At 39.4% G+C, this 20,267-nt stretch carries 19 protein-coding genes and 1 tRNA gene; 14 read left to right on the top strand and 6 right to left on the bottom strand.

Features of this window, described 5'->3' with window-relative positions:
* Positions 1 to 57 precede the first annotated feature (57 nt).
* The 7 genes from trmB (at position 58) to GSF09_RS04075 (ending at position 4,672) form a co-directional block, all read left to right on the top strand.
* The gene (trmB, locus tag GSF09_RS04105) at positions 58 to 732 is read left to right on the top strand and encodes a tRNA (guanosine(46)-N7)-methyltransferase TrmB (RefSeq protein ID WP_159799668.1); all 675 of its coding nucleotides are present in this window, start codon (positions 58 to 60) and stop codon (positions 730 to 732) included.
* Entirely contained in the window at positions 732 to 1,364 is a 633-nt protein-coding gene (locus tag GSF09_RS04100) for a lysine transporter LysE (protein WP_159799667.1), read from the top strand. The genes trmB and GSF09_RS04100 overlap by 1 nt, the downstream gene beginning before the upstream one ends.
* A 2-nt stretch (positions 1,365 to 1,366) precedes the next feature.
* A complete protein-coding gene (locus GSF09_RS04095) occupies positions 1,367 to 1,702 on the top strand; it encodes an MGMT family protein (RefSeq protein ID WP_159799666.1) in 336 nt (111 codons plus the stop codon).
* Between the two features lie 110 nt (positions 1,703 to 1,812).
* Entirely contained in the window at positions 1,813 to 2,943 is a 1,131-nt protein-coding gene (locus GSF09_RS04090; RefSeq protein WP_201309327.1) for an Mrp/NBP35 family ATP-binding protein, read from the top strand.
* A 1-nt stretch (position 2,944) separates the two neighbouring features.
* The gene (locus GSF09_RS04085; protein WP_159799665.1) at positions 2,945 to 3,184 is read left to right on the top strand and encodes a NifU family protein; all 240 of its coding nucleotides are present in this window, start codon (positions 2,945 to 2,947) and stop codon (positions 3,182 to 3,184) included.
* An 88-nt stretch (positions 3,185 to 3,272) separates the two neighbouring features.
* On the top strand, positions 3,273 to 4,325 hold the full coding sequence (locus tag GSF09_RS04080) for an NAD(P)/FAD-dependent oxidoreductase (protein WP_159799721.1): 1,053 nt from the start codon (positions 3,273 to 3,275) through the stop codon (positions 4,323 to 4,325).
* A gap of 20 nt (positions 4,326 to 4,345) precedes the next feature.
* On the top strand, positions 4,346 to 4,672 hold the full coding sequence (locus GSF09_RS04075) for a 2Fe-2S iron-sulfur cluster-binding protein (RefSeq protein WP_159799664.1): 327 nt from the start codon (positions 4,346 to 4,348) through the stop codon (positions 4,670 to 4,672).
* A gap of 35 nt (positions 4,673 to 4,707) precedes the next feature.
* Here the strand turns inward: GSF09_RS04075 and GSF09_RS04070 are convergent, their stop codons facing one another.
* Complete coding sequence (locus GSF09_RS04070) at positions 4,708 to 5,493, bottom strand: DUF3050 domain-containing protein (RefSeq protein WP_159799663.1); 786 nt, start codon at positions 5,491 to 5,493, stop codon at positions 4,708 to 4,710.
* Between the two features lie 89 nt (positions 5,494 to 5,582).
* Complete coding sequence (locus tag GSF09_RS04065; RefSeq protein ID WP_159799662.1) at positions 5,583 to 6,761, bottom strand: acyl-CoA dehydrogenase family protein; 1,179 nt, start codon at positions 6,759 to 6,761, stop codon at positions 5,583 to 5,585.
* Positions 6,762 to 6,931: 170 nt separating this feature from the next.
* Between GSF09_RS04065 and GSF09_RS04060 the strand changes: the two genes are divergently transcribed.
* Positions 6,932 to 7,408 carry a hypothetical protein gene (locus GSF09_RS04060; protein WP_255457739.1) on the top strand — a complete coding sequence of 159 codons (477 nt, stop codon included), beginning with the start codon at positions 6,932 to 6,934 and terminating at the stop codon, positions 7,406 to 7,408.
* Here GSF09_RS04060 and GSF09_RS04055 read toward each other — a convergent pair.
* Genes GSF09_RS04055 through GSF09_RS04045 form a run of 3 tightly spaced genes read right to left on the bottom strand, consistent with a single transcriptional unit; the run spans position 7,393 to position 9,246 of the window.
* The gene (locus tag GSF09_RS04055; RefSeq protein WP_159799660.1) at positions 7,393 to 8,100 is read right to left on the bottom strand and encodes a tRNA1(Val) (adenine(37)-N6)-methyltransferase; all 708 of its coding nucleotides are present in this window, start codon (positions 8,098 to 8,100) and stop codon (positions 7,393 to 7,395) included. The genes GSF09_RS04060 and GSF09_RS04055 overlap by 16 nt on opposite strands.
* Before the next feature lie 34 nt (positions 8,101 to 8,134).
* Positions 8,135 to 8,662 (bottom strand): ribosome maturation factor RimM, encoded by a 528-nt coding sequence (gene rimM, locus GSF09_RS04050; protein WP_159799659.1) that lies wholly within the window; start codon positions 8,660 to 8,662, stop codon positions 8,135 to 8,137.
* Between the two features lie 14 nt (positions 8,663 to 8,676).
* The gene (locus tag GSF09_RS04045; RefSeq protein ID WP_159799658.1) at positions 8,677 to 9,246 is read right to left on the bottom strand and encodes a 30S ribosomal protein S16; all 570 of its coding nucleotides are present in this window, start codon (positions 9,244 to 9,246) and stop codon (positions 8,677 to 8,679) included.
* A gap of 231 nt (positions 9,247 to 9,477) precedes the next feature.
* On the opposite strand from GSF09_RS04045, the gene GSF09_RS04040 reads away from it, so the two are divergent.
* The 6 genes from GSF09_RS04040 (at position 9,478) to GSF09_RS04015 (ending at position 16,656) form a co-directional block, all read left to right on the top strand.
* On the top strand, positions 9,478 to 9,945 hold the full coding sequence (locus tag GSF09_RS04040) for a DUF6252 family protein (protein ID WP_159799657.1): 468 nt from the start codon (positions 9,478 to 9,480) through the stop codon (positions 9,943 to 9,945).
* Positions 9,946 to 10,064: 119 nt separating this feature from the next.
* Positions 10,065 to 10,412 carry an RNA-binding protein gene (locus GSF09_RS04035; protein WP_159799656.1) on the top strand — a complete coding sequence of 116 codons (348 nt, stop codon included), beginning with the start codon at positions 10,065 to 10,067 and terminating at the stop codon, positions 10,410 to 10,412.
* A 144-nt stretch (positions 10,413 to 10,556) separates the two neighbouring features.
* On the top strand, positions 10,557 to 15,056 hold the full coding sequence (gene dnaE / locus GSF09_RS04030; RefSeq protein ID WP_159799655.1) for a DNA polymerase III subunit alpha: 4,500 nt from the start codon (positions 10,557 to 10,559) through the stop codon (positions 15,054 to 15,056).
* 109 nt (positions 15,057 to 15,165) lie between these two features.
* On the top strand, positions 15,166 to 15,483 hold the full coding sequence (trxA, locus tag GSF09_RS04025; RefSeq protein WP_159799654.1) for a thioredoxin: 318 nt from the start codon (positions 15,166 to 15,168) through the stop codon (positions 15,481 to 15,483).
* A gap of 83 nt (positions 15,484 to 15,566) precedes the next feature.
* Complete coding sequence (locus GSF09_RS04020) at positions 15,567 to 16,493, top strand: DUF58 domain-containing protein (protein WP_159799653.1); 927 nt, start codon at positions 15,567 to 15,569, stop codon at positions 16,491 to 16,493.
* Between the two features lie 86 nt (positions 16,494 to 16,579).
* Positions 16,580 to 16,656: transfer RNA gene (locus GSF09_RS04015), tRNA-Asp, on the top strand.
* Positions 16,657 to 16,887: 231 nt separating this feature from the next.
* Here GSF09_RS04015 and GSF09_RS04010 read toward each other — a convergent pair.
* A complete protein-coding gene (locus GSF09_RS04010) occupies positions 16,888 to 20,166 on the bottom strand; it encodes a collagen-binding domain-containing protein (protein WP_159799652.1) in 3,279 nt (1,092 codons plus the stop codon).
* Between the last annotated feature and the right edge of the window lie 101 nt (positions 20,167 to 20,267).

Genomic DNA, 20,267 nt, shown 5'->3' with positions numbered 1-20,267 from the left:
AAAAATATTCCCTATGTTGTATATTTCCTTATTTTTACCAAAATTTTAAATTTAGTTGTGGGAAGTAAAAACAAATTAAAGAGGTTTAAGGAAAACGAAACATTTGGCAATGTAATACAGCCTTCAAGGGAAGATGCCGTTGCAGGCAACTTTAACCTTAAAGGGCGCTGGCATCAGGATTTTTTTAAAAACAATAACCCGCTTGTTTTGGAGCTTGGCTGTGGCAAAGGGGAGTATTCCGTTGGTCTTGCCGAGCGTTATCCTAATAAAAACTTTATTGGTATAGATATAAAAGGTGCGCGTTTTTGGAGAGGCGCCAAAACAGCAGTAGAGCAGGGGTTTAAAAACGTAGCTTTTTTACGGACACAGATTGAATTGCTGGAATATTTTTTTGCAGAAGGTGAAGTTTCGGAAATATGGATAACCTTTCCTGACCCGCAGATTAAGTATAAACGCACCAAACACAGGATGACCAATTCTGAATTTTTACAGCGATATAAAAAAATTCTTTCGGCAGACGGTGTAGTGAACTTAAAAACCGATAGTGAGTTTATGCATGGCTATACCCTTGGGCTGCTTCACGGCGAGGGGCACGAGGTGATTTATGCCAATCATAACATATACAGGAATGAAGGCGCACCTGAAGTTGTAACTGCCATACAAACTTTTTATGAAAAGCAGTACCTTGAGCTGGATAAACCTATAACCTACATTAAATTTAAAATTAAATAATGGAGTATGTCCTGCCGGTACTATTGGGTATTTTATCATCTTCGGGTATTTTTCTTCCCGGGTTGTTAAATATAACAGCAGCAAAAATATGTTTAAAGGCAGGCAGGGCAAGGGCACGTATATTTTCTCTTGGTGCGGTCAGTATTATATTTATACAGGCTTATATAGCAGTATCTTTTGCCAAGTTTATTAACAGGCGGCCGGATATTATATATATGCTTGAAGAAATCGGGCTGGTAATTTTTGTATTGCTAACAGCCTATTTCTTTTTCTTTGCAAAAAAGCCTAAAGAGGATTTAGGAGAGGAAATAGTAGTCAGGAGAAGTAAAACCGGCGATTTTTTCTTTGGTGTTTTACTCTCAACATTAAATGTTTTCCCTATACCTTTTTATGTTTTTGCAAGCATAACATTTGCTTCCTATAAGCTTTTTACCTTTACAAGGCTTTATATATTCCTTTTTGTTTTGGGCGCAGTACTAGGCTCTTATTTAATATTCTCGCTTTACATTGTCTTTTTTAAAAAGTTTGAACATAAGGCAGCTTTTATTTTAAAAAACATAAACTACTTTTTAGGAACTATTACAGGCATAATTGCTGTAATAACTATATTTAAAATTATCGGTAGTTCGTAGTAATGGAGGAAAATGATAATTTTTTTGAGAAAGTTTATATTGTTGCAAGGCAAATACCCTATGGCAGGGTTACGTCTTATGGCGCAATAGCAAAATACCTGGGTGCAGCACGTTCCGCAAGAATGGTGGGCTGGGCTATGAATGCCAGTGGTGCGGCAGGCGATGTCCCTGCCCACAGGGTTGTAAACAGGCATGGGCTGCTTACAGGCAAACACCACTTTGAAGGTACAAACTTAATGCAGCAGCTTTTAGAGGAGGAGGGCATAAAAGTGAAAAACAACAAAATTGTTGATTTTGAAAAGTTTTTCTGGGATCCTTCACAGGCATTACCACGTTAATTGTATAAACCTTTAGGGGGGTAAAAGTTTTTACATATCACCTTTTCATGTTATCTTTGCAATTTGAAATCAGTCTAAGTTAACAGGCTGTTATTGAAAGGTATAATATTATGAAATTAGATAGGAAAGAAATACTTAAAGCCCTTGAAACCATAACCATTGCCGGCGAAGGCAGGAATATGGTTGAAAGCGGTGCTGTGCGCAACGTACTTACCTTTGGCGACGAAGCCGTGGTAGAGCTTGTGCTGCATAACCCTGCCATGCATATACGGAAGCGGGCAGAAGCTGATATAGTAAACGCCATTCATGAAAAAGTGAATGCGGATGCTAAGGTAAAAGTAAATGTAAAGGTTGAAACACCTGATAAACCCGAAATAAAAGGAAAAGCCATACCGGGAATCAGCAATATTATTGCAGTGTCTTCAGGAAAAGGAGGGGTTGGTAAGTCTACCATTACAGCCAACCTGGCTGTGGCCCTTGCAAAAATGGGATTTAAGGTAGGGGTGCTGGATGCTGATATTTATGGGCCCTCAATGCCTATAATGTTTGATGTGGAAAGGGAACGCCCAATTTCTGTACAGGTTGACGGTAAATCAAAAATGAAACCCATAACAAGCTATGGTGTTGAAATACTTTCCATAGGCTTTTTCACCACGCCTGAACAGGCTATTATATGGAGAGGGCCAATGGCATCAAAAGCACTTAACCAGATGATTTTTGATGCAGACTGGGGCGAAATAGATTTTATGCTGATTGACCTGCCGCCGGGCACAGGGGATATACACCTTTCAATTATGCAGTCGCTGCCTATAACAGGGGCAGTAGTGGTCAGCACACCGCAGGCTGTGGCACTTGCCGATGCCAAAAAAGGTGTTGCCATGTTTAAGCAGGAAAGCATTAATGTTCCTGTTTTGGGTATAATTGAAAATATGGCCTACTTTACTCCTGACGAATTGCCGGACAATAAATATTACATTTTTGGTAAAGAGGGAGCTAAAAACCTTGCTGAAGACCTTGATGTGCCTTTCCTTGGAGAAGTGCCCCTTGTACAAAGCATACGTGAAGCAGGCGATTATGGGCGTCCGGCAGCATTGCAGACGGCAACACCGCTTGAAACTGCTTTTGAGGAACTGGCACGTAATGTAGTGCAGGAAACAGTGAGCAGGAATGAAAACCTACCGCCCACAGAGGCAATAAAAATAACTACTATGGCTGGCTGTTCAGCGGTTAAAAAGAAATAAAATGACAACAGAGGAAATTAAACTTAATGTGGAACGTGCGCTGGATGAAATACGCCCTTTCCTTGAGTCTGACGGCGGTAATATTTCGCTTATAGATATTGAGGATGATAAGCACGTTAAAGTGCGCCTTGAGGGTGCATGCGTGGGTTGCAGCGTTAACCAGATGACGCTTAGGGCCGGCGTGGAAACCACAATAAAAAAGTATGCACCGCAAATAGAAACGGTGGAAAATGTAGCTTAATAAACAAGCTGATATTTATCATAAAATAAAGAGACAGTTTTAAGGAACTTTGTTGCTTAAAACTGTTTTTAACATGCAGCAACAACAAATGATTACAACAGATATACTGATAATAGGTGCAGGCCCAACAGGGCTTTTTGCCGTATTTGAAGCAGGACTTTTAAAATTAAAATGCCATATTATAGATGCATTGCCGCAGCCGGGCGGACAGCTTGCGGAACTTTATCCTAAAAAACCGATTTTTGATATTCCCGGTTATCCCTCTGTACTTGCAGGAGAACTGGTGGATAACCTAATGGAGCAGATAAAACAATTCCAGCCTGGCTTTACCCTGAATGAAAAGGCTGAAACTATTGATAAGCTTGAAGATGGCACTTTTATAGTAACTACTAATAAAGGTACCAAACATCATGCAAAGGCAGTGGCTATTGCCGGGGGTTTAGGCAGTTTTGAGCCGCGAAAGCCCCAGATAGAGGGAATTGAGGCTTATGAAGAAAACGGAGTGGAATACTTTGTGAAAAATCCCGAATTGTTTCGTAATAAACGTATAGTTATTGCTGGAGGAGGCGATTCGGCCCTTGACTGGAGTATTTTTCTTTCCGAAGTAGCTGCTGAAGTAACCTTAATACACAGGAGAAATGAATTTAGGGGAGCTTTGGACTCTGTGGAAAAAGTGCAGGAATTAAAAAAACTTGGCAAAATAAACCTGCTTACACCTGCTGAGGTTACAGGAATAACCGGTAATGGTAAAGTAGAGGGTTTGACAGTTAACCATGACGATGAAATAAAAACAATAGAAACAGATTATTTTATTCCGCTTTTTGGGCTTACACCAAAACTTGGCCCTATAGCCGACTGGGGGCTTGAAATTGAAAAAAATGCCATTAAGGTTAATAATGCATTGGATTACCAAACCAATATTGAAGGTATTTATGCCATAGGCGACGTAAATATATATCCGGGAAAACTAAAACTGATACTTTGCGGTTTTCATGAGGCAACACTTATGTGCCAAAGTGTATATAACAGGTTAAACCCCGGTAAAAAATATGTACTAAAATATACAACCGTGAGTGGTGTGGATGGTTTTGATGGTACACGTAAGGAAGCTGAAAAGCAGGTAGTAAAAGCGATTGATTAACTTTATTCAAAGCCGCTGCTATGGAAGTAAAAATAAAAATTACTGACCGGGAAGGTGTAAGTCATGAGGTTGAAGCTCCTACTGATATGGCCATGAATATTATGGAACTGGTAAGGGCTTACGAACTTGCTCCCGAAGGGACTATCGGTATATGCGGGGGCATGGCCATGTGTGCTTCCTGCCAGTGCTATGTGCTGAATGATACTACCTTGCCCGAAATGGGCCCTGATGAGGAAGCCATGCTTTCAGAGGCTTATAATGTTAAGCCGAACAGCAGGCTGGGCTGCCAGATACCTATAACCGAAGACTTGGATGGGCTTGAAATTGAATTAGCCCCTCAAGAATAACATAAAAAATTCCCGTTTATTACAGCGGGATTTTTTTATATGGACGCCAAATCGTGTTTTAATATATTTTCTTCTATCGCATTCCATAAAGCAATGCGCCTTTCCAGTGCTGCTTTGGCTGTATCCTCAACTTCTTTCCATTTTTGCTCATCATCGCCGCATAGCTCTGTTATCATTTTCATAGCCATTGGGCCATGTTCATCACCATCAAGTTCTATATGCCTTTCAAAATAATAAATAAGCTTATCAAGGTTGGTCTCCGGGAAATTTGACTGAAAATTACGCAGTATTTCTGTAAACATTGAAGGGATAAGGTCTTCCCTGCCAAAGGTAAAGGCTGCTGCAATTTCATGAGGCTGCCCCCTGTCTATTACCCTGAATGTAAAATCCAGAAATGCTTTTATATCCTCGTGCAGGCTGCTTTGCTTAACAGATACAAATATATTTTGTGTAGCCACTATATCCTTAAGAAAATGCTCAATAGCGGTTGTATCTGCACCGCAGGACTTCATGGCTTCCAGGTACATTTCAAAATGGCTCATCCTTTTGCCTTCGGCATCAATATCCGTTTCTTCTGCCAGCACAATTTCATTTATAAGGTACCGGGTTTGCGGATTGCCTGTGGGTAGCCATGGTACGGTAGTACATGTTAATTTGGATTGTAGCGCCTTTAAAAGGGACATAAAATCCCATACGGCATATACATGGCCCTCAACAAAATGCTTAAGGTCTTCTACTGTCTTTATTTTTCCGTAAAGGGGATGTTGTAATAGTTTATCCTTTTGGGGCTGGATGCTGTTGTTGATAGTAGCAATATTCATAGCATTATTTTTTACAAAATTAAAAAAGCTTCCTTGTATAAGGAAGCTTTTACAATTGATTTTATAAATACAAAAATAATGCCTGGCTATTATTTAAATGCTGCATGGCCTGTAATATCCATACCGGTTATCAGTAAATGGATGTCATGCGTGCCCTCATAGGTTATCACACTTTCAAGGTTCATCATATGGCGCATTATAGAATATTCTCCCGTTATGCCCATACCGCCTAAAATCTGGCGTGCCTCGCGGGCTATATTAATAGCCATATCAACATTATTCCTTTTTGCCATTGATATTTGTGCCGAAGTAGCTTTACCTTCATTCCTTAAAACTCCCAGCCTCCATGTTAAAAGCTGCGCCTTGGTTATTTCGGTAATCATTTCGGCAAGTTTTTTCTGCTGCAACTGCGTAGCTGCAATAGGCTTGTCAAACTGCACGCGTTCTTTTGCATAGCGCAGTGCTGTATCATAACAATCCATTGCTGCGCCAATAGCACCCCAGGCAATACCATAACGTGCAGAATCAAGGCAGCCAAGCGGAGCGCCTAAACCTGATTTATTCGGTAAAAGGTTTTCTTTAGGGACTTTTACATTATCAAAAATAAGCTCGCCTGTAGCTGATGCCCTTAATGACCATTTATTGTGTGTTTCAGGAGTAGTGAAACCTTCCATGCCACGTTCTACAATTAGCCCGTGTATGCGGCCTTCTTCATTTTTAGCCCATACTACCGCTATATCAGCAAACGGGGCATTGCTTATCCACATTTTGGCACCGTTAAGCAGGTAATGGTCGCCTTTATCTTTAAAGTTGGTTACCATGCCGCCGGGATTAGAACCGTAATCAGGCTCTGTAAGGCCGAAACAGCCTATAAACTCACCGCTGGCAAGTTTTGGCAAGTATTTTTTACGCTGTTCTTCATTACCATATTTCCATATAGGATACATAACCAGCGAAGATTGCACAGAAGCTGTAGAGCGCACGCCGCTGTCGCACCTTTCAATTTCCTGCATTATAAGCCCGTAAGAAATCTGGTCAAGCCCTGCACCGCCATACTCTTCAGGTATGTAAGGGCCAAATGCACCAATATCTGCAAGTCCTTTAATTATTTGCTTTGGGAATTCAGCCTTTTGGGCATATTTTTCTATTATTGGGGAAACTTCGCGCTTAACCCATTCGCGGGCAGCATCGCGCACCATTTTGTGCTCATCTGTCAGCAACTCGTCCAACAGATAGTAATCAGGTGCCTGGAAAAGATCAGGTTTCATTTGCTATTTGTTTTAATAGATGGCAAATGTAAAGAGTTTTCTAACAAAAAGATAAATTTTTGTGTGTTATTTCGATTGAAATTGTTTATTTGTGAATTTTAAATAACATCTGATAGAAATATAATAGATAGTAAGCCGGAGCGCCTGTATCTACTATTAAAATTAAAAATATGCCTTTAATTTTTTACATAGCTGCCTCAATATCTATTGTATTTGCAACTGCTGTTTTTGGATTGCTGTTAAATAATGCCCTGAATAGAAAAGCCTTTTATAAAAAATTTAAAAATATGAATTTTTTAAAAAGTGAAAATGCCAATAGATACATAGGTGTAATTTTAATGAAGAGAATAATAATACATTCCTTTTGGAAAAATCTTAATCCCGCATTGCGATTAAATAGTGCTGAGGGCAAAGGCAATATAATCCGGCTTTATGATGAAATGACTAATGCTGAAATAAGCCATCTGATAGGTTTTTTACTAACTTTAATAATTATATTAATAAGTTATTGGGCCGATTTTCATTCCGGGATTATTGTGCCCCTTATGGTGGCGAATATTATTTTTCATCTTTATCCTGCATTATTGCAGCAATACAATAAGCGAAGGATAAAGAGATTTTTGGAAGAGCACTATAATTTTAAATAAAATTCTTTTGTTAGCTCTATATATTCCTGTGTGTATTGGTGGCGTGCAGTTTCAATAACCAGTTCATTAACTTCGGCAGGTATATTGTTGAAAGAAAATGCCATAAGGCTGCGTTTTATCTCACTTTCAGGAGTTCCTTTTACTCTTGTTATTTTAAAAGGGGTTAGGTTATATTGTGTGGCAATATCTGTAAAAGCCTGTTCCTGTTTATAGGGTATAATAATAGTAAATACACCGTTTTTTGATAGCAATGCCGCCGCTGCTTGTGCCAGTTCATCAAAAGGTAACGATGCTGTACACCTTGCACGGTCTCGCTGTAGATTGCCACTCGAGTAATTTTCATCATGAAAGGGAGGATTGGATACTATCATGTCATATTCCTCTTCTTCCATTTCTTCAACAAACTCATCCAGCCCTGCATGGTAACAAAACAGCCTGTCACCCCATGACGAATCCTCAAAATTATCAACGGCCTGTTCATAGGCATCATCATCTACCTCAATGGCATCAATTTGTTCCGCACCGCTGCGTTGTGCAAGCATAAGGGCAATAAGCCCTGTGCCTGCGCCTATATCTAATATACTAAAAGGATTGTGCGCAATGGGTGCCCATGCTCCCAAAAGAACTCCGTCTGTCCCTACCTTCATGGCACATTTATCCTGTTTAATGGTAAATTGCTTAAATTGGAACATATATATTATATATAAGATGAAGAGATTGCGGTACCTAGCTTAAGTATAAATCTATCAGGCCTTCGGGCGTGTCCAGCAGTATTGTTTTATTTTCCCTGTCAACTTTAATAATAAAGTCGTCAATCATAGGGATTAATATTTCTGTTTCACCTTTTTTAATTTCAAAAAGCGGCTGGGCAGAATTATCATTAACACCGGTTATAATACCAACATTGCCTAACCTTTTGTCTTCGGCTGTAAAGCCTATAATTTCGTGAAAATAAAATTTATTGCCTTCTAACGCCGGCAGTGCAGTAAGAGGGAGATACAATTCGCATCCTAAAATTCTATCTGCGGCCTCCTCGCTGTCCATATCTTCAAATCGTATCCTTAAAAAATCATTTTTATGAAGGCGTGACTCTAAAATAAAAAATGGAACCAGATGATTGTTGAGTTCAACAAACACTGATTCCATATTTTCGTATAACCCGGGCTCATCGGTATCCAGGTAAGCCAGTACCTCGCCCTTGTAGCTGAATTTTTTTGCGATTTTACCTAAATAGAAACAATCTTCTTTACGCATTATCGCGGCTTAAATTAAGCTTGGGTTTCTTCGTTGTTTTCTTCTGCAGCAGGTGCATCAGCTTCTGCTCCGGCAGTTTCCTCACCTTCGGCAGCAGCTTCTTCCTGTTGTGCTTCAGCGGTAGCTTCCTGCTCAGCTTTTTTAGCTGCGGCAATACGCTCCTCATTTACTTTTCTTTCAGCCTCAAGCGCTTTAGCTTTAGCATCGGCTTTAGCTGTAGAAAGGCCGTCTTTTTTAGCATCTACCTTGTTAGCTTTTTCTTCAAGCCATTTGGCTAGTTTCTCATCGGCCTGCTCCTGTGTAAGGGCACCTTTGCGAACTCCGCCATCAAGGTGGTGCTTTAATAAAGCTCCTTTATAAGAAAGGATAGCCCTTGCAGTATCTGTAGGCTGTGCACCGTTGTGTAGCCATTTTGCGGCTGCATCAATGTTCAGGTCTATAGTTGCAGGGTTTGTGTTTGGGTTGTAAGTTCCTAGTTTTTCAAGGAATTTACCATCTCTTTTAGAGCGCGAATCTGCGGCTACTACCCAGTAAAAAGGTTTACCTTTTTTACCGTGTCTTTGTAATCTGATTTTTACAGGCATAATCTTTAGATTAAATTTTGAGGTTCCCGACCTCTGTTAATTAAGGGTGCAAATATATAAAAACTTATAATACAAACAGTTTTAAACTGGTTTTTTAAGAAAATTTGTATTTCTGAGCCCTGATTTATTAATTTTTATTATGATTTATTTTATTTTAATTAGGATATATTCCATAAAAAACTATTTTTGTCGTTGGAAAATTTTTAGTTTACCTTTTCTAACTGATTAATGATGAGAAAATTTATATCACTATTAGTGTTACTGATAGCCATTACCTCTTGTGAAGAAGACGTAAAATTCAATAATCCCGCAGTACAGGGGTTACGGGATAACGAGTTGTGGAGGGCTTCAGAATTTAATGCAATCATCGGGTTGGATAATTCCCTTACCATTCAGGCATCATACGGTTATGAACAACTAACTTTAAAAACTGCAAACATAACACCGGGAACTTATCAGCTGGGGGTAAACGAAACAAGTAAAGCAACATACAGGATAGCAGCAGACGGAATATCGGAAGAATACCAAACAGGAACAGATATAGGAAATGGTGAAATTATAATAAACGCTCAGGATACAGATGTTAGCAAAGGATATATAACCGGCACTTTCCGGTTTAATGCAGAGGATGAAAACGGGGATGTTGTTAATTTTCAAAACGGTGTTTTTTATAAAGTTCGGATAACACAAGTACAGTAATAGCAGGCCCCGCAAACGCGGGGCTTTTTTATTTATAATAATTTAATAGGTAAAAAACTGTTTTATAAGGAAATAAGATTACATTTGCCATATAATTAAAGAGTAATTAAATTTTATATATGAATATTTTTGTAGGAAGCCTTCCGTTTAGTATTGAGGAAGCAGATTTAAGAGAGTCTTTTGAGGCTTATGGTTCGGTAGAATCTGTAAAGATTATTACAGATAAGTTTACCGGCAGGAGTAAAGGTTTCGGCTTTGTTGAAATGCCGGACGACAGTGAAGCCCAAAAAGCGATTGATGAGCTAAATGGGGCTACTGTTCAGGGAAGGACTATTGTGGTTAACAAATCAGAACCAAGACCGGAAACTGACAGAAGGAGTTTTAATAATAATCGTGGCGGTGGTAACCGTGGCGGCGGTGGTTTTAACCGTGGTGGCGGCGACCGTGGCGGATATAACCGTTACTAATTATATAGTACTGAAACTGCAAACCACCTTCGGGTGGTTTTTTTGTTGATAAACCTTTTTTTAGCTCATTTAAAAAAGATGTATATTTGAAAAGTTGCCCTTTGGGCGGCTTTTTCTTTTTAACTTCCAAATTTTAAACCGGTTATGTACCTGATATTTGACACCGAGACCACCGGATTACCCAAACGTTGGGATGCCCCTGTTACCGATACAGAAAACTGGCCACGCTGTATTCAAATTGCATGGCAACTGCACGATGATATGGGGGCGCTTATAGAGCACCAGGATTATCTTATAAAGCCGGAAGGCTTTAACATACCCTATGATGCCGAACGCATACATGGTATTTGTACCGAACTGGCTACTGAGCAAGGAATCAGCCTGAAGGAAGTACTTGAAAAATTTAATGAGGCTATTGCAAAATCAAAGTTTATAGTAGGCCAAAATGTAGGTTTTGATGTTAATATAATGGGTTGTGAGTTTCACCGCTTTGGTTTGGAAACTACATTAGGCAAAATGAAAGTGCTTGACACCTGTACGGAAATAACAGCCGAACTGCTTCAGTTGCCGGGCGGTCGTGGCGGTAAGTTTAAACTGCCTACACTTACAGAATTGCATGAATATCTTTTTGGGGAACCTTTTGCGGAAGCACATAATGCCACTGCAGACGTTGAGGCTACAACGCGTTGTTTCCTTGAGCTTGTAAAAAGGGAAGTATTTACCCATGAAGAGCTTGATGTGCACCCCGCTTATTTTAATGATTTTAAGATAAAAAACCCTCAGCCCATCCAGCTGATAGGGTTAAAACACATAAACTTAAAGGCGGCATCAGATGAAATTCGTAAGCGCCTTGAAAAATTAAAAGTTGTTAATACCCCTGCGGCACCAACACAGCAGGAAAAGCGCGATTTGCAGGAGGTTGATTTTGTTCACCTGCACAACCATACACAATTTTCCGTACTGCAGAGTACCATAGCTGTGCCTGATTTGGTTAAGGCTGCTGCCAAATATAAAATGCCTGCTGTTGCCATGACCGACCATGCCAATATGATGGGGGCTTTCCACTTTGTAAGCAGTGTGTTAAACCATAATAAGGCGGCCGAAGCCAAAAATAAAGAGGCTATTGAAAAAGGTGAACAACCTCAGGAAGTTATAATGAAACCTATTGTAGGATGCGAATTTTATGTTTGTGAAAACCACAAGGATAAAACACGTAAAGATAATGGTTACCAGGTGGTGTTTCTTGCCAAGAATAAAAATGGATATCATAATCTGGCCAAAATGTCTTCTATAGCCTATACTGATGGGTTTTATTATGTTCCACGTATTGACAGGGCAGTAGTAGAAAAATATAAAGAAGATATTATAGTCCTCTCGGGGAACCTGTATGGTGAAATACCTAACAAGGTATTAAATGTAGGTGAGAACCAGGCAGAAGAGGCTTTGCTTTGGTGGAAAGAAATTTTTACCGATGACTTTTATATTGAACTAATGCGCCATGGGCAGGAAGATGAGGACAGGGTAAACCAGACTTTAATAACCCTTGCAAGAAAACATGATGTAAAACTGGTGGCAACCAATAACACCTATTATGTAAATAAGGAAGATGCACATGCGCATGATATTTTATTGTGCGTGAAAGATGGGGAAAAACTGGCTACACCTAAAGGGCGCGGCCGAGGGTTCCGTTACGGGCTGCCCAATAATGAATATTACTTTAAGCCGGGCGAAGAAATGAAAAAACTTTTTCAGGATTTGCCCGAAGCAATAGTAACTACTAAAGAGATAGTTGACAAAATAGAAACCTACTCTTTATACCGTGATGTGCTGTTGCCTAAATTTACCATACCACAGGAATTTTTGGTTGCGGAAGATGACCAGGATGGCGGCAAGCGCGGTGAAAATAAATACCTTAGGCACCTTACCTATGAAGGGGCTAAAAAAAGATATAGCGAGATAACACCGGAAATAAGCGAGAGGCTTGATTTTGAATTAAAAACTATTGAAAATACAGGATATCCGGGTTATTTTCTTATTGTTCAGGATTTTATAGCCGAAGCAAGAAAGCTTGGTGTTTCTGTAGGGCCGGGCAGGGGCTCGGCGGCAGGCAGTGCTGTAGCCTATTGCCTTGGTATTACCAATATAGACCCTATTGCTTACGACCTGCTTTTTGAGCGTTTCCTTAATCCAGACCGTATTTCGATGCCCGATATTGATATTGATTTTGATGATGAGGGCAGGGGGCGTGTTATGGAATATGTTATTAATAAATATGGAGCTAACCAGGTAGCGCAGATTATTACCTATGGTACCATGGCGGCAAAATCTTCAATAAGGGATACTGCACGTGTGCTTGACCTGCCTTTATTTGAAGCCGACAAAATTGCCAAGCTTATACCAAACATGAAGCTGGCAAAGATTTTTAATATGGATGCACCTTCATTACGGGGTGCTTTGCGTTCAGAAGAATTTGAAAGGGTACAGGAACTTTTATCATTAGCTGAAAGCGGCGATTTAAGTTCTGAAACCATACAGCAGGCAAAAGTGCTTGAAGGCTCTTTAAGGAATACAGGTATTCATGCATGTGGTGTAATTATAACCCCGGATGATATTACCAATTTTGTGCCTGTTGCAGTAGCTAAGGATTCTGACTTATATGTAACCCAGTTTGATAACTCGGTTGTGGAGAGTGCAGGACTTTTAAAAATGGATTTCCTTGGGTTAAAAACGCTTACCCTTATTAAGGATACGGTAAAATTGGTAAAATACCGTACTGGTATTGAGTTGGATCCTGATAACTTTCCTATAGACGACCAAAAGACCTATGAACTTTTCCAGCGTGGGGAAACGGTTGGTATATTCCAATATGAATCGCCCGGCATGCAAAAATACATGAAGGAACTTAAGCCAACTGTATTTGCCGACCTTATTGCCATGAATGCTTTATACCGCCCCGGGCCGCTGGAATATATACCAAGTTTTATCCGTAGGAAAAACGGTGAGGAAGAAATAAAATATGACCTTGATGCCTGCGAGGAATATCTTAAAGAAACTTATGGCATTACTGTTTACCAGGAACAGGTGATGCTTTTATCTCAAAAGCTTGCCGGCTTTACAAAAGGTGAGGCCGATGTTTTGCGTAAGGCAATGGGTAAAAAGCAAAAGGACGTTCTTGATAAAATGAAGCCTAAGTTTGTATCTCAGGCAGCAGAAAAGGGACATGACCCCGCCGTATTGGAAAAAATATGGAAAGACTGGGAAGCTTTTGCAAGTTATGCATTTAATAAATCGCACTCTACCTGCTATGCCTGGGTTGCCTATCAAACAGCCTATCTTAAGGCGCATTACCCGGCAGAATATATGGCTGCGGTGCTTAGTAATAACATGAACGACATTAAACAGGTGTCTTTCTTTATGGAAGAATGTAAACGCATGGGCTTGCAGGTTCTTGGCCCTGATGTTAATGAGTCATTTTATAAATTTACGGTTAATGACCAGAATGCGGTACGTTTCGGTATGGGGGCTATTAAGGGTGTAGGGCATGGTGCGGTACAAACCATTGTAGATAACAGGAAGAATGGTAAATACAAATCAATATTTGATTTGGCTAAGCGAATAGATTTGCGGGCTGCCAACAAAAAGGCTTTTGAAAACCTTGCCCTTGCCGGTGGGTTTGACTGTTTTACCGATACCCACAGGGCACAGTATTTTCATGATGATGGCGAAAGCATAACCTTTTTGGAAAAGGCTATGCGATATGGCGCAAAATATCAGGAAAATGAAAATTCTTCACAGGTTAGCCTGTTTGGCGAGGCAAGCGAGGTGCAGATACCGGAACCGGTAGTGCCGCCGTGCGAGGAGTGGAGCACTATGGAAAAACTGGCGAAAGAAAAAGAAGTAGTAGGTATTTATATTTCCGGGCACCCGCTGGATGATTATAAATTCCAGATGAAATATTTTTGTAATTCAAAACTGGAAGCATTAAAAAACCTTGAGCAGCATGTAAGCAAAAATTTAAGCTTTGGCGGTATTATAACAACTGTTCAGCATAAGGTTGCCAAAAATGGCAAGGGCTGGGCATCCTTTCTTTTGGAAGGGTATGATGAAAACCACGAGTTCAGGATATATGGTGAGGAATACCTTAAATTCAGGCATTTCCTAATCCCTAACAACTTTACCTATATTAAAGTTTTAGTAAGGGAAGGCTGGGTTAATGCAGAGGGTAAACGCGGTGAGCCAAGGCTGCAGTTTATAGCTATACAATATTTGCAGGATGTGCTTACAACATTTGCCAAAAAGCTGGTAATTCAGTTTAATGTATCCGATTTACAGGAACAGCTAATTGCAAGGCTTCAGCAGTTATTTAAAGCCAGCCGTGGCGAACATTCAGTTATGTTTGAGGTTATGGAACTGGAAAAAGTAAAACGGCAGGTGGAGATATTGAGCACGGTTAATGAGCCCGCTGAAGATTATGGAGATGCAGCGTTGCCTGAAGAAGAAATATCTGAAACTGTTGTTGCAGATGTTGATGATGTACAGGTTGTAACCAAGCTAACCATGCCAAGCAGGAAGCTTAAGGTTAATATATCGAATGAGTTGTTGTATGAACTCGATAAAATGCAGCTGAATTTTAAATTGAATTAAATTTCCTAATAAATTTTATCTATATTTATATAGTTAAAACTAATATATCTTTAACTTTTATTAAATCTATAATAAGTAACTTTGTTATATAAACTAACGATATTTTAATATGGCACAAGCAATAACAGATGCTACTTTTGAAGAAGTAGTATTAAAATCAGATAAACCGGTATTAGTAGATTTTTGGGCTGCATGGTGCGGACCTTGCCGTATGGTAGGCCCAATTATAGAAGAAATAAGCCAGGAGTATGACGGCAAAGCAGTAGTTGGTAAAGTAGATGTTGATGCCAACCAAGAGTTTGCTGCAAAATATGGTATAAGAAACATACCTACTGTACTTGTTTTCCAAAATGGAGAAGTTGTAGGCAGGCAGGTTGGCGTTGCCCCTAAGCAAACATATACTGATGCTATTGATGCATTACTGTAATAATCTTTATAATTTAAAGAGAAGCCCTGTTTGTTCAGGGCTTTTTTATTGTAAATGGTTTGTCAATTTGATTATATTTGAATATGAAGATTGAAGCACAATTAGAAAAAATATCTGCATTTTCACATCTGGAACTTTTGGCAAACCAAATAGTGGAAGGTTTTATTTCAGGAATGCACAAAAGCCCTTTTCACGGCTTTTCTTCGGAGTTTGCAGAGCATAAGGTGTATAACTCCGGCGAAAGCACCCGCCATATCGACTGGAAGCTTTTTGCACGCACTGATAAGCTATATACAAAGCGATTTGAGGAAGAAACTAACATGCGCTGTCATATTATATTAGATAATTCCTCATCCATGCATTATCCTGCATTAAAAGCAGGGCAAAGCTTTTATGAAAATAAAATAGGGTTTAGTGTTCTTGCGTCAGCAGTGTTGATGGATTTGCTCAAAAGGCAGCGTGATGCAGCAGGGCTAAGTATATATTCTGACAGCTATGAATTTTACGCGCCTGAAAAAGGAAGTGGCAGGCATCACCGGATGCTGTTGGATAAGCTGGAAAATGTTTTGATAACCCCACAAGGGCAGAAAAAAACAGATACAGCTACCTTTCTTCACCAAATAGCACAGAAGATGCATCGCAGGTCCATGATTATTTTGTTTACCGATATGTTTCAGATGGGTGATGATGATGAACTTTTTAATGCATTACAGCATCTTAAGCATAATAAGCACAAAGTAGTGCTGTTTCATGTTACCGACAGGAAAACAGAATTGCGCTTTGATTTTGATAATGCGCCAAGAAAATTTATTGATACGGAAACAGGTGAGCAGGTAAACCTTTTTGCTGAAAACGTAAAGGAAGAGTATGAAAAACTTGTTTCCGGCTACTTTAAAAAAATAGCCGAAACATGCATGCAATATCAAATTAAATATGTGCCTGTAGCGGTAGATGAAAAATTTGAAAAAATTTTGACAACTTACCTGGTTGAAAAACAAAAGTTTGGATAAGCAGGGTGAAATTTTTTTATCTTTTTGTTTCAAAAAGTTTGGAGAAGTGAAATTCTGTTGTATATTTGCAACCGCAATAAAGCACTGGTTTGGTAGTTCAGTTGGTTAGAATACATGCCTGTCACGCATGGGGTCGCGGGTTCGAGTCCCGTCCAGACCGCCAGTAGCAAAAGAAGCCCTGCGAACAGCGGGGCTTTTTGCGCCAAACAATATTAAAGATAGTTGTGTTGTTTATGCCCGGAAACGGGTAGGTTTAGTAGTTAGACCAATGAAAAGCTTTCCATTAAATTGGAGGGCTTTTTTGATTTATAGCAATAAGGCAAAATTAATATACACGTAAAACAAAAAGAGCTGCCATTTGGCAGCTCTTTTTGTTTTTATCTGAACTTATGTTTTACTTGAATATGATTTTTGAAGTACCATAGTTTATTTTATCGCTGGTAATGTTAAAGAACATCATTCCTGATGGTACGTTAAAATTAAAGTCCAGTTCATTTTTGCCTTCTGTAAGGTTTACAGGAGCTGAATAAATAAGCTTGCCTGTTATGTCATGCAGCGTTACTGTAGCTGCTGTTGCAACATCTGTATATAGTAAACAACTTACATTACCAAGTGAAGGATTAGGGTACACCATAAACTCATTCTTCATAGTGTTTAGTAAATCTTCAAAGCCCTGAGGTGCCATATTTGTGAACTTCACATCTTCTATAGTCAGGTCTAAATCCTTAGTGCCGGCCTCTACAGGAAGGAATGTAAAAGTTATCATGGTTAAATCATCAGCTGTGATTTTTTTATTGCTTTTGGTTGAGGTAAAGAAACTGAAAGGTACATAATAAGTCTGCTCTTCTTCACCAACATTAATCACTGCCCTGTACTGGTGTTTCCAGTTCTCAACAGACGATTTGATAAGCCCCAGTTCTAACAGGCCGCTTCCTTTGGCTTTAAATGAAAGATACTGGTAGCCTGTATAGTCATCAGGCAATTGCCCGGGCAGTAATGATTTATATAATGTTAAGTAATCATATTCGCTGTGCGCCTGTAGTTTTACATTTCTGTGTACAGCCAGTTCCCCTTCTTTATATTCCCTGTCAAAATTATTAAATACCTGATAATTGTTAATTGTAGTGTATTTTGAATCATAATCAAGGCCCCAGTTACCATCTGCATGGTAAAAGGCATCCTGTACCACGCCATTCACTTTAATTAAGCCGTCATATTCATAACCATCTTTTATTTCAAGGTGTACAGTTTGCTCTTTTTCTGAAATAAAAGGATTGTACCTTAAAGCAAAGCCGTTGGTTTCCGTATATACTTCATCCATTGCAATTTCAATGCTTTGGTTTTTTTCTGTGCTTTTCAGTTTTACAACTATATCAAGCCCTTCCCTTGATACTTTTGAAGCGTAGGTTTTAGGCAGCTTCTGTATTTCAGTTTGCTGAACAGGTATAAAAGATATAAGGTTTTGTAAAATATCCTTCACCAGCTTTTCGGTGTTTTCAGGAACTGTTGACCATACCTGAAAGTTATACACATCGTTTGATGCGGTATATTCCTTTACAAACCAGTTGCTTTGCAGCGTGTAAAAATCATCGTTTGTATTTTTGCCTACAGCAAATGAAATAGCATATTCAGTAACGCCGTTTCTTTGCTTTATAGCCTGCATAAGGAATTTATAACCGTTTAGCTTAACTGTTTTCACATTTAAAATTTCAGCACCGCGCAGCCTGTCGCAAGATGCTTTAGTGTGGTTATAAACTTTATTGCTAGTCCTTACTCCTAATACAACACCTTTGGTTTTGTTGCTTTGAGAAAAGTCAACACTCAATACTTCTTCCGCTATGGTATAATCTAAAATATCTGTAGGGGATGTTACGTGGGCTGCATCACCATTTACCATTTGGGTAGGGAACATTTCCAGAAGCATTTGCTTGCTTTTTCCGCGGGCGGCTATATTATTAGCCGATGCCAGCGCAATCATCCTGCTCTTATTATATAATGTAGCTTCAGATTTTGTTATAGCTGTAGGGATGCTTTTCATTTTACGGTGTACATACCTTTTAGATAAAGCATCGCCAAGGCTTTCGCTTTCCAAACCACCCTCGTTTCCTGTATTAACTTCATCAGAAGCAATTACAACAGGTATAATGGTAGTGTTTATACAGCCGTTATTGTCAGTTGTATTTACTGTTATTTCATAATAGCCAGCCGCAGTAAAGCTAAAGTTTACAGTACTTTGGTTTTCAAATAAATTTGTGCCTGTTCCCGGTAAAGACCATGAAAAATTACCAAAGCTATTGCTGTTTGTAAGCACAAATTGCTTGGTAACTGAGCCTTGCCCTGAGCTTACGGTTGATTGTGTAACAACAGCATCAACAGATGGGTAAACCATTACCTGCAGTGTTTTTGTATCTGTACCATAAGTATTGGTTGCAGTAAGTGTAACTGTATAAGTGCCTGCTGTGGTATAAACTTTTGCAGGGTTCATATCGGTGCTGGAAGTGCCATCGCCAAAATCCCATGCGTAGGTTATAGGGGCTTCCGGCTGTACTGCCGTTCCGGTATTGGAAGTGTTGTTAAAAACAAATTCATTATTTACAAGACACTGTGAAGTATTATTAGGTGTAAACGCTGCTGTAGGCGGCGTTCCAGGAACCGGCGCGCAACCTGTTACCGATGGTGTAAATGCAGCATAGTGCATTTCACCGCCACCATGAACCAATGATTTGGCTATAACCTGACCCTCGATGTTCGACTGGTTGGCTGTTTTGTTTACATTGGCAAAAGGTGCATATACGGTACCTTCAACCGAACCGTTTCCGGAAATATTTAACTGTGTTGTATTATAAAAATTGTAAAGTACGTAAGGGCATTGCTGAAAACCTATACCTGTCTGGTTCCATACATTCCAGTTAAAAGTGCCGGGTGCATCAACGTTGATAATTAAAATTTTTGATGCGCTTGGCTGCTGGTTATAATTAAATACCTGCACATTATTCATGTCCGAACCTTTTATATTAAGGTAATTAATACCATTCTGCAGGTTAATTTTTATTTGGTTCGGCAGGTTGTTATTGGGTATTGGCTGGCCATTTGCATTAGTTAGCTGTGCATTGTCAGTACATTGTGAAATGCTTAATGATGTAGCCCTCATTTCCTGGAAAGCAAGTGAAAAATCAAGCAATCCTCCTTGTATAACAGGATTGTTGTTAACGCCCACCCCAAGTTGGTTGGAGTTGGTCTGCAACATAATTTTAGGAGAAGAGTCGTAATTTGAGGAAGGAGTTACCCTTATTGGCGAAGCCGCATTATTCTGGTCATAATACCAAACGTAGGAGCCTTGCCCATTTCCTATTTTTACATAGGCATTTTGGTGTATTTGTAATGAGTTGCCCGACTGGTAAATTACTTTGCCGTTAATCAGGGCGCCAATCTTTACATTATTTACTGTAAAGCTTCCTGCGCTGTGTAGTGCTGCCTGGTAGTTTCCTGCAATGGTTAAATCTCCGCCGCAGGCTATAGGGCCTTCAGACTCATTAGTGATAAGCGTTAAGTTGGTTTCGGTAAAAACATTAAAGCCTTTTGCGGGAAGCGTTGGGCTTTGCCCATAGGTTATACCAAAGGATAACAATGCAATTGCAAAAGCAATTGCACTTTTGTGTAATTTATTCAGCATATTAAATTAATTTAGGGGTATTGAGGGTAAAAAATATTTTTAAATCAAACGTTTTTAATTAGTTAATAATAATTTCAATTTGTTATACTAATCACCGTTTA

The organism is Flavobacterium sp. MK4S-17 (assembly GCF_009848495.1).
In the GTDB taxonomy this organism is placed as follows: domain Bacteria; phylum Bacteroidota; class Bacteroidia; order Flavobacteriales; family Flavobacteriaceae; genus Flavobacterium.
Note: the sequence above shows the minus strand (reverse complement) of the source record. Positions and strands in the feature narration are given on the sequence as shown.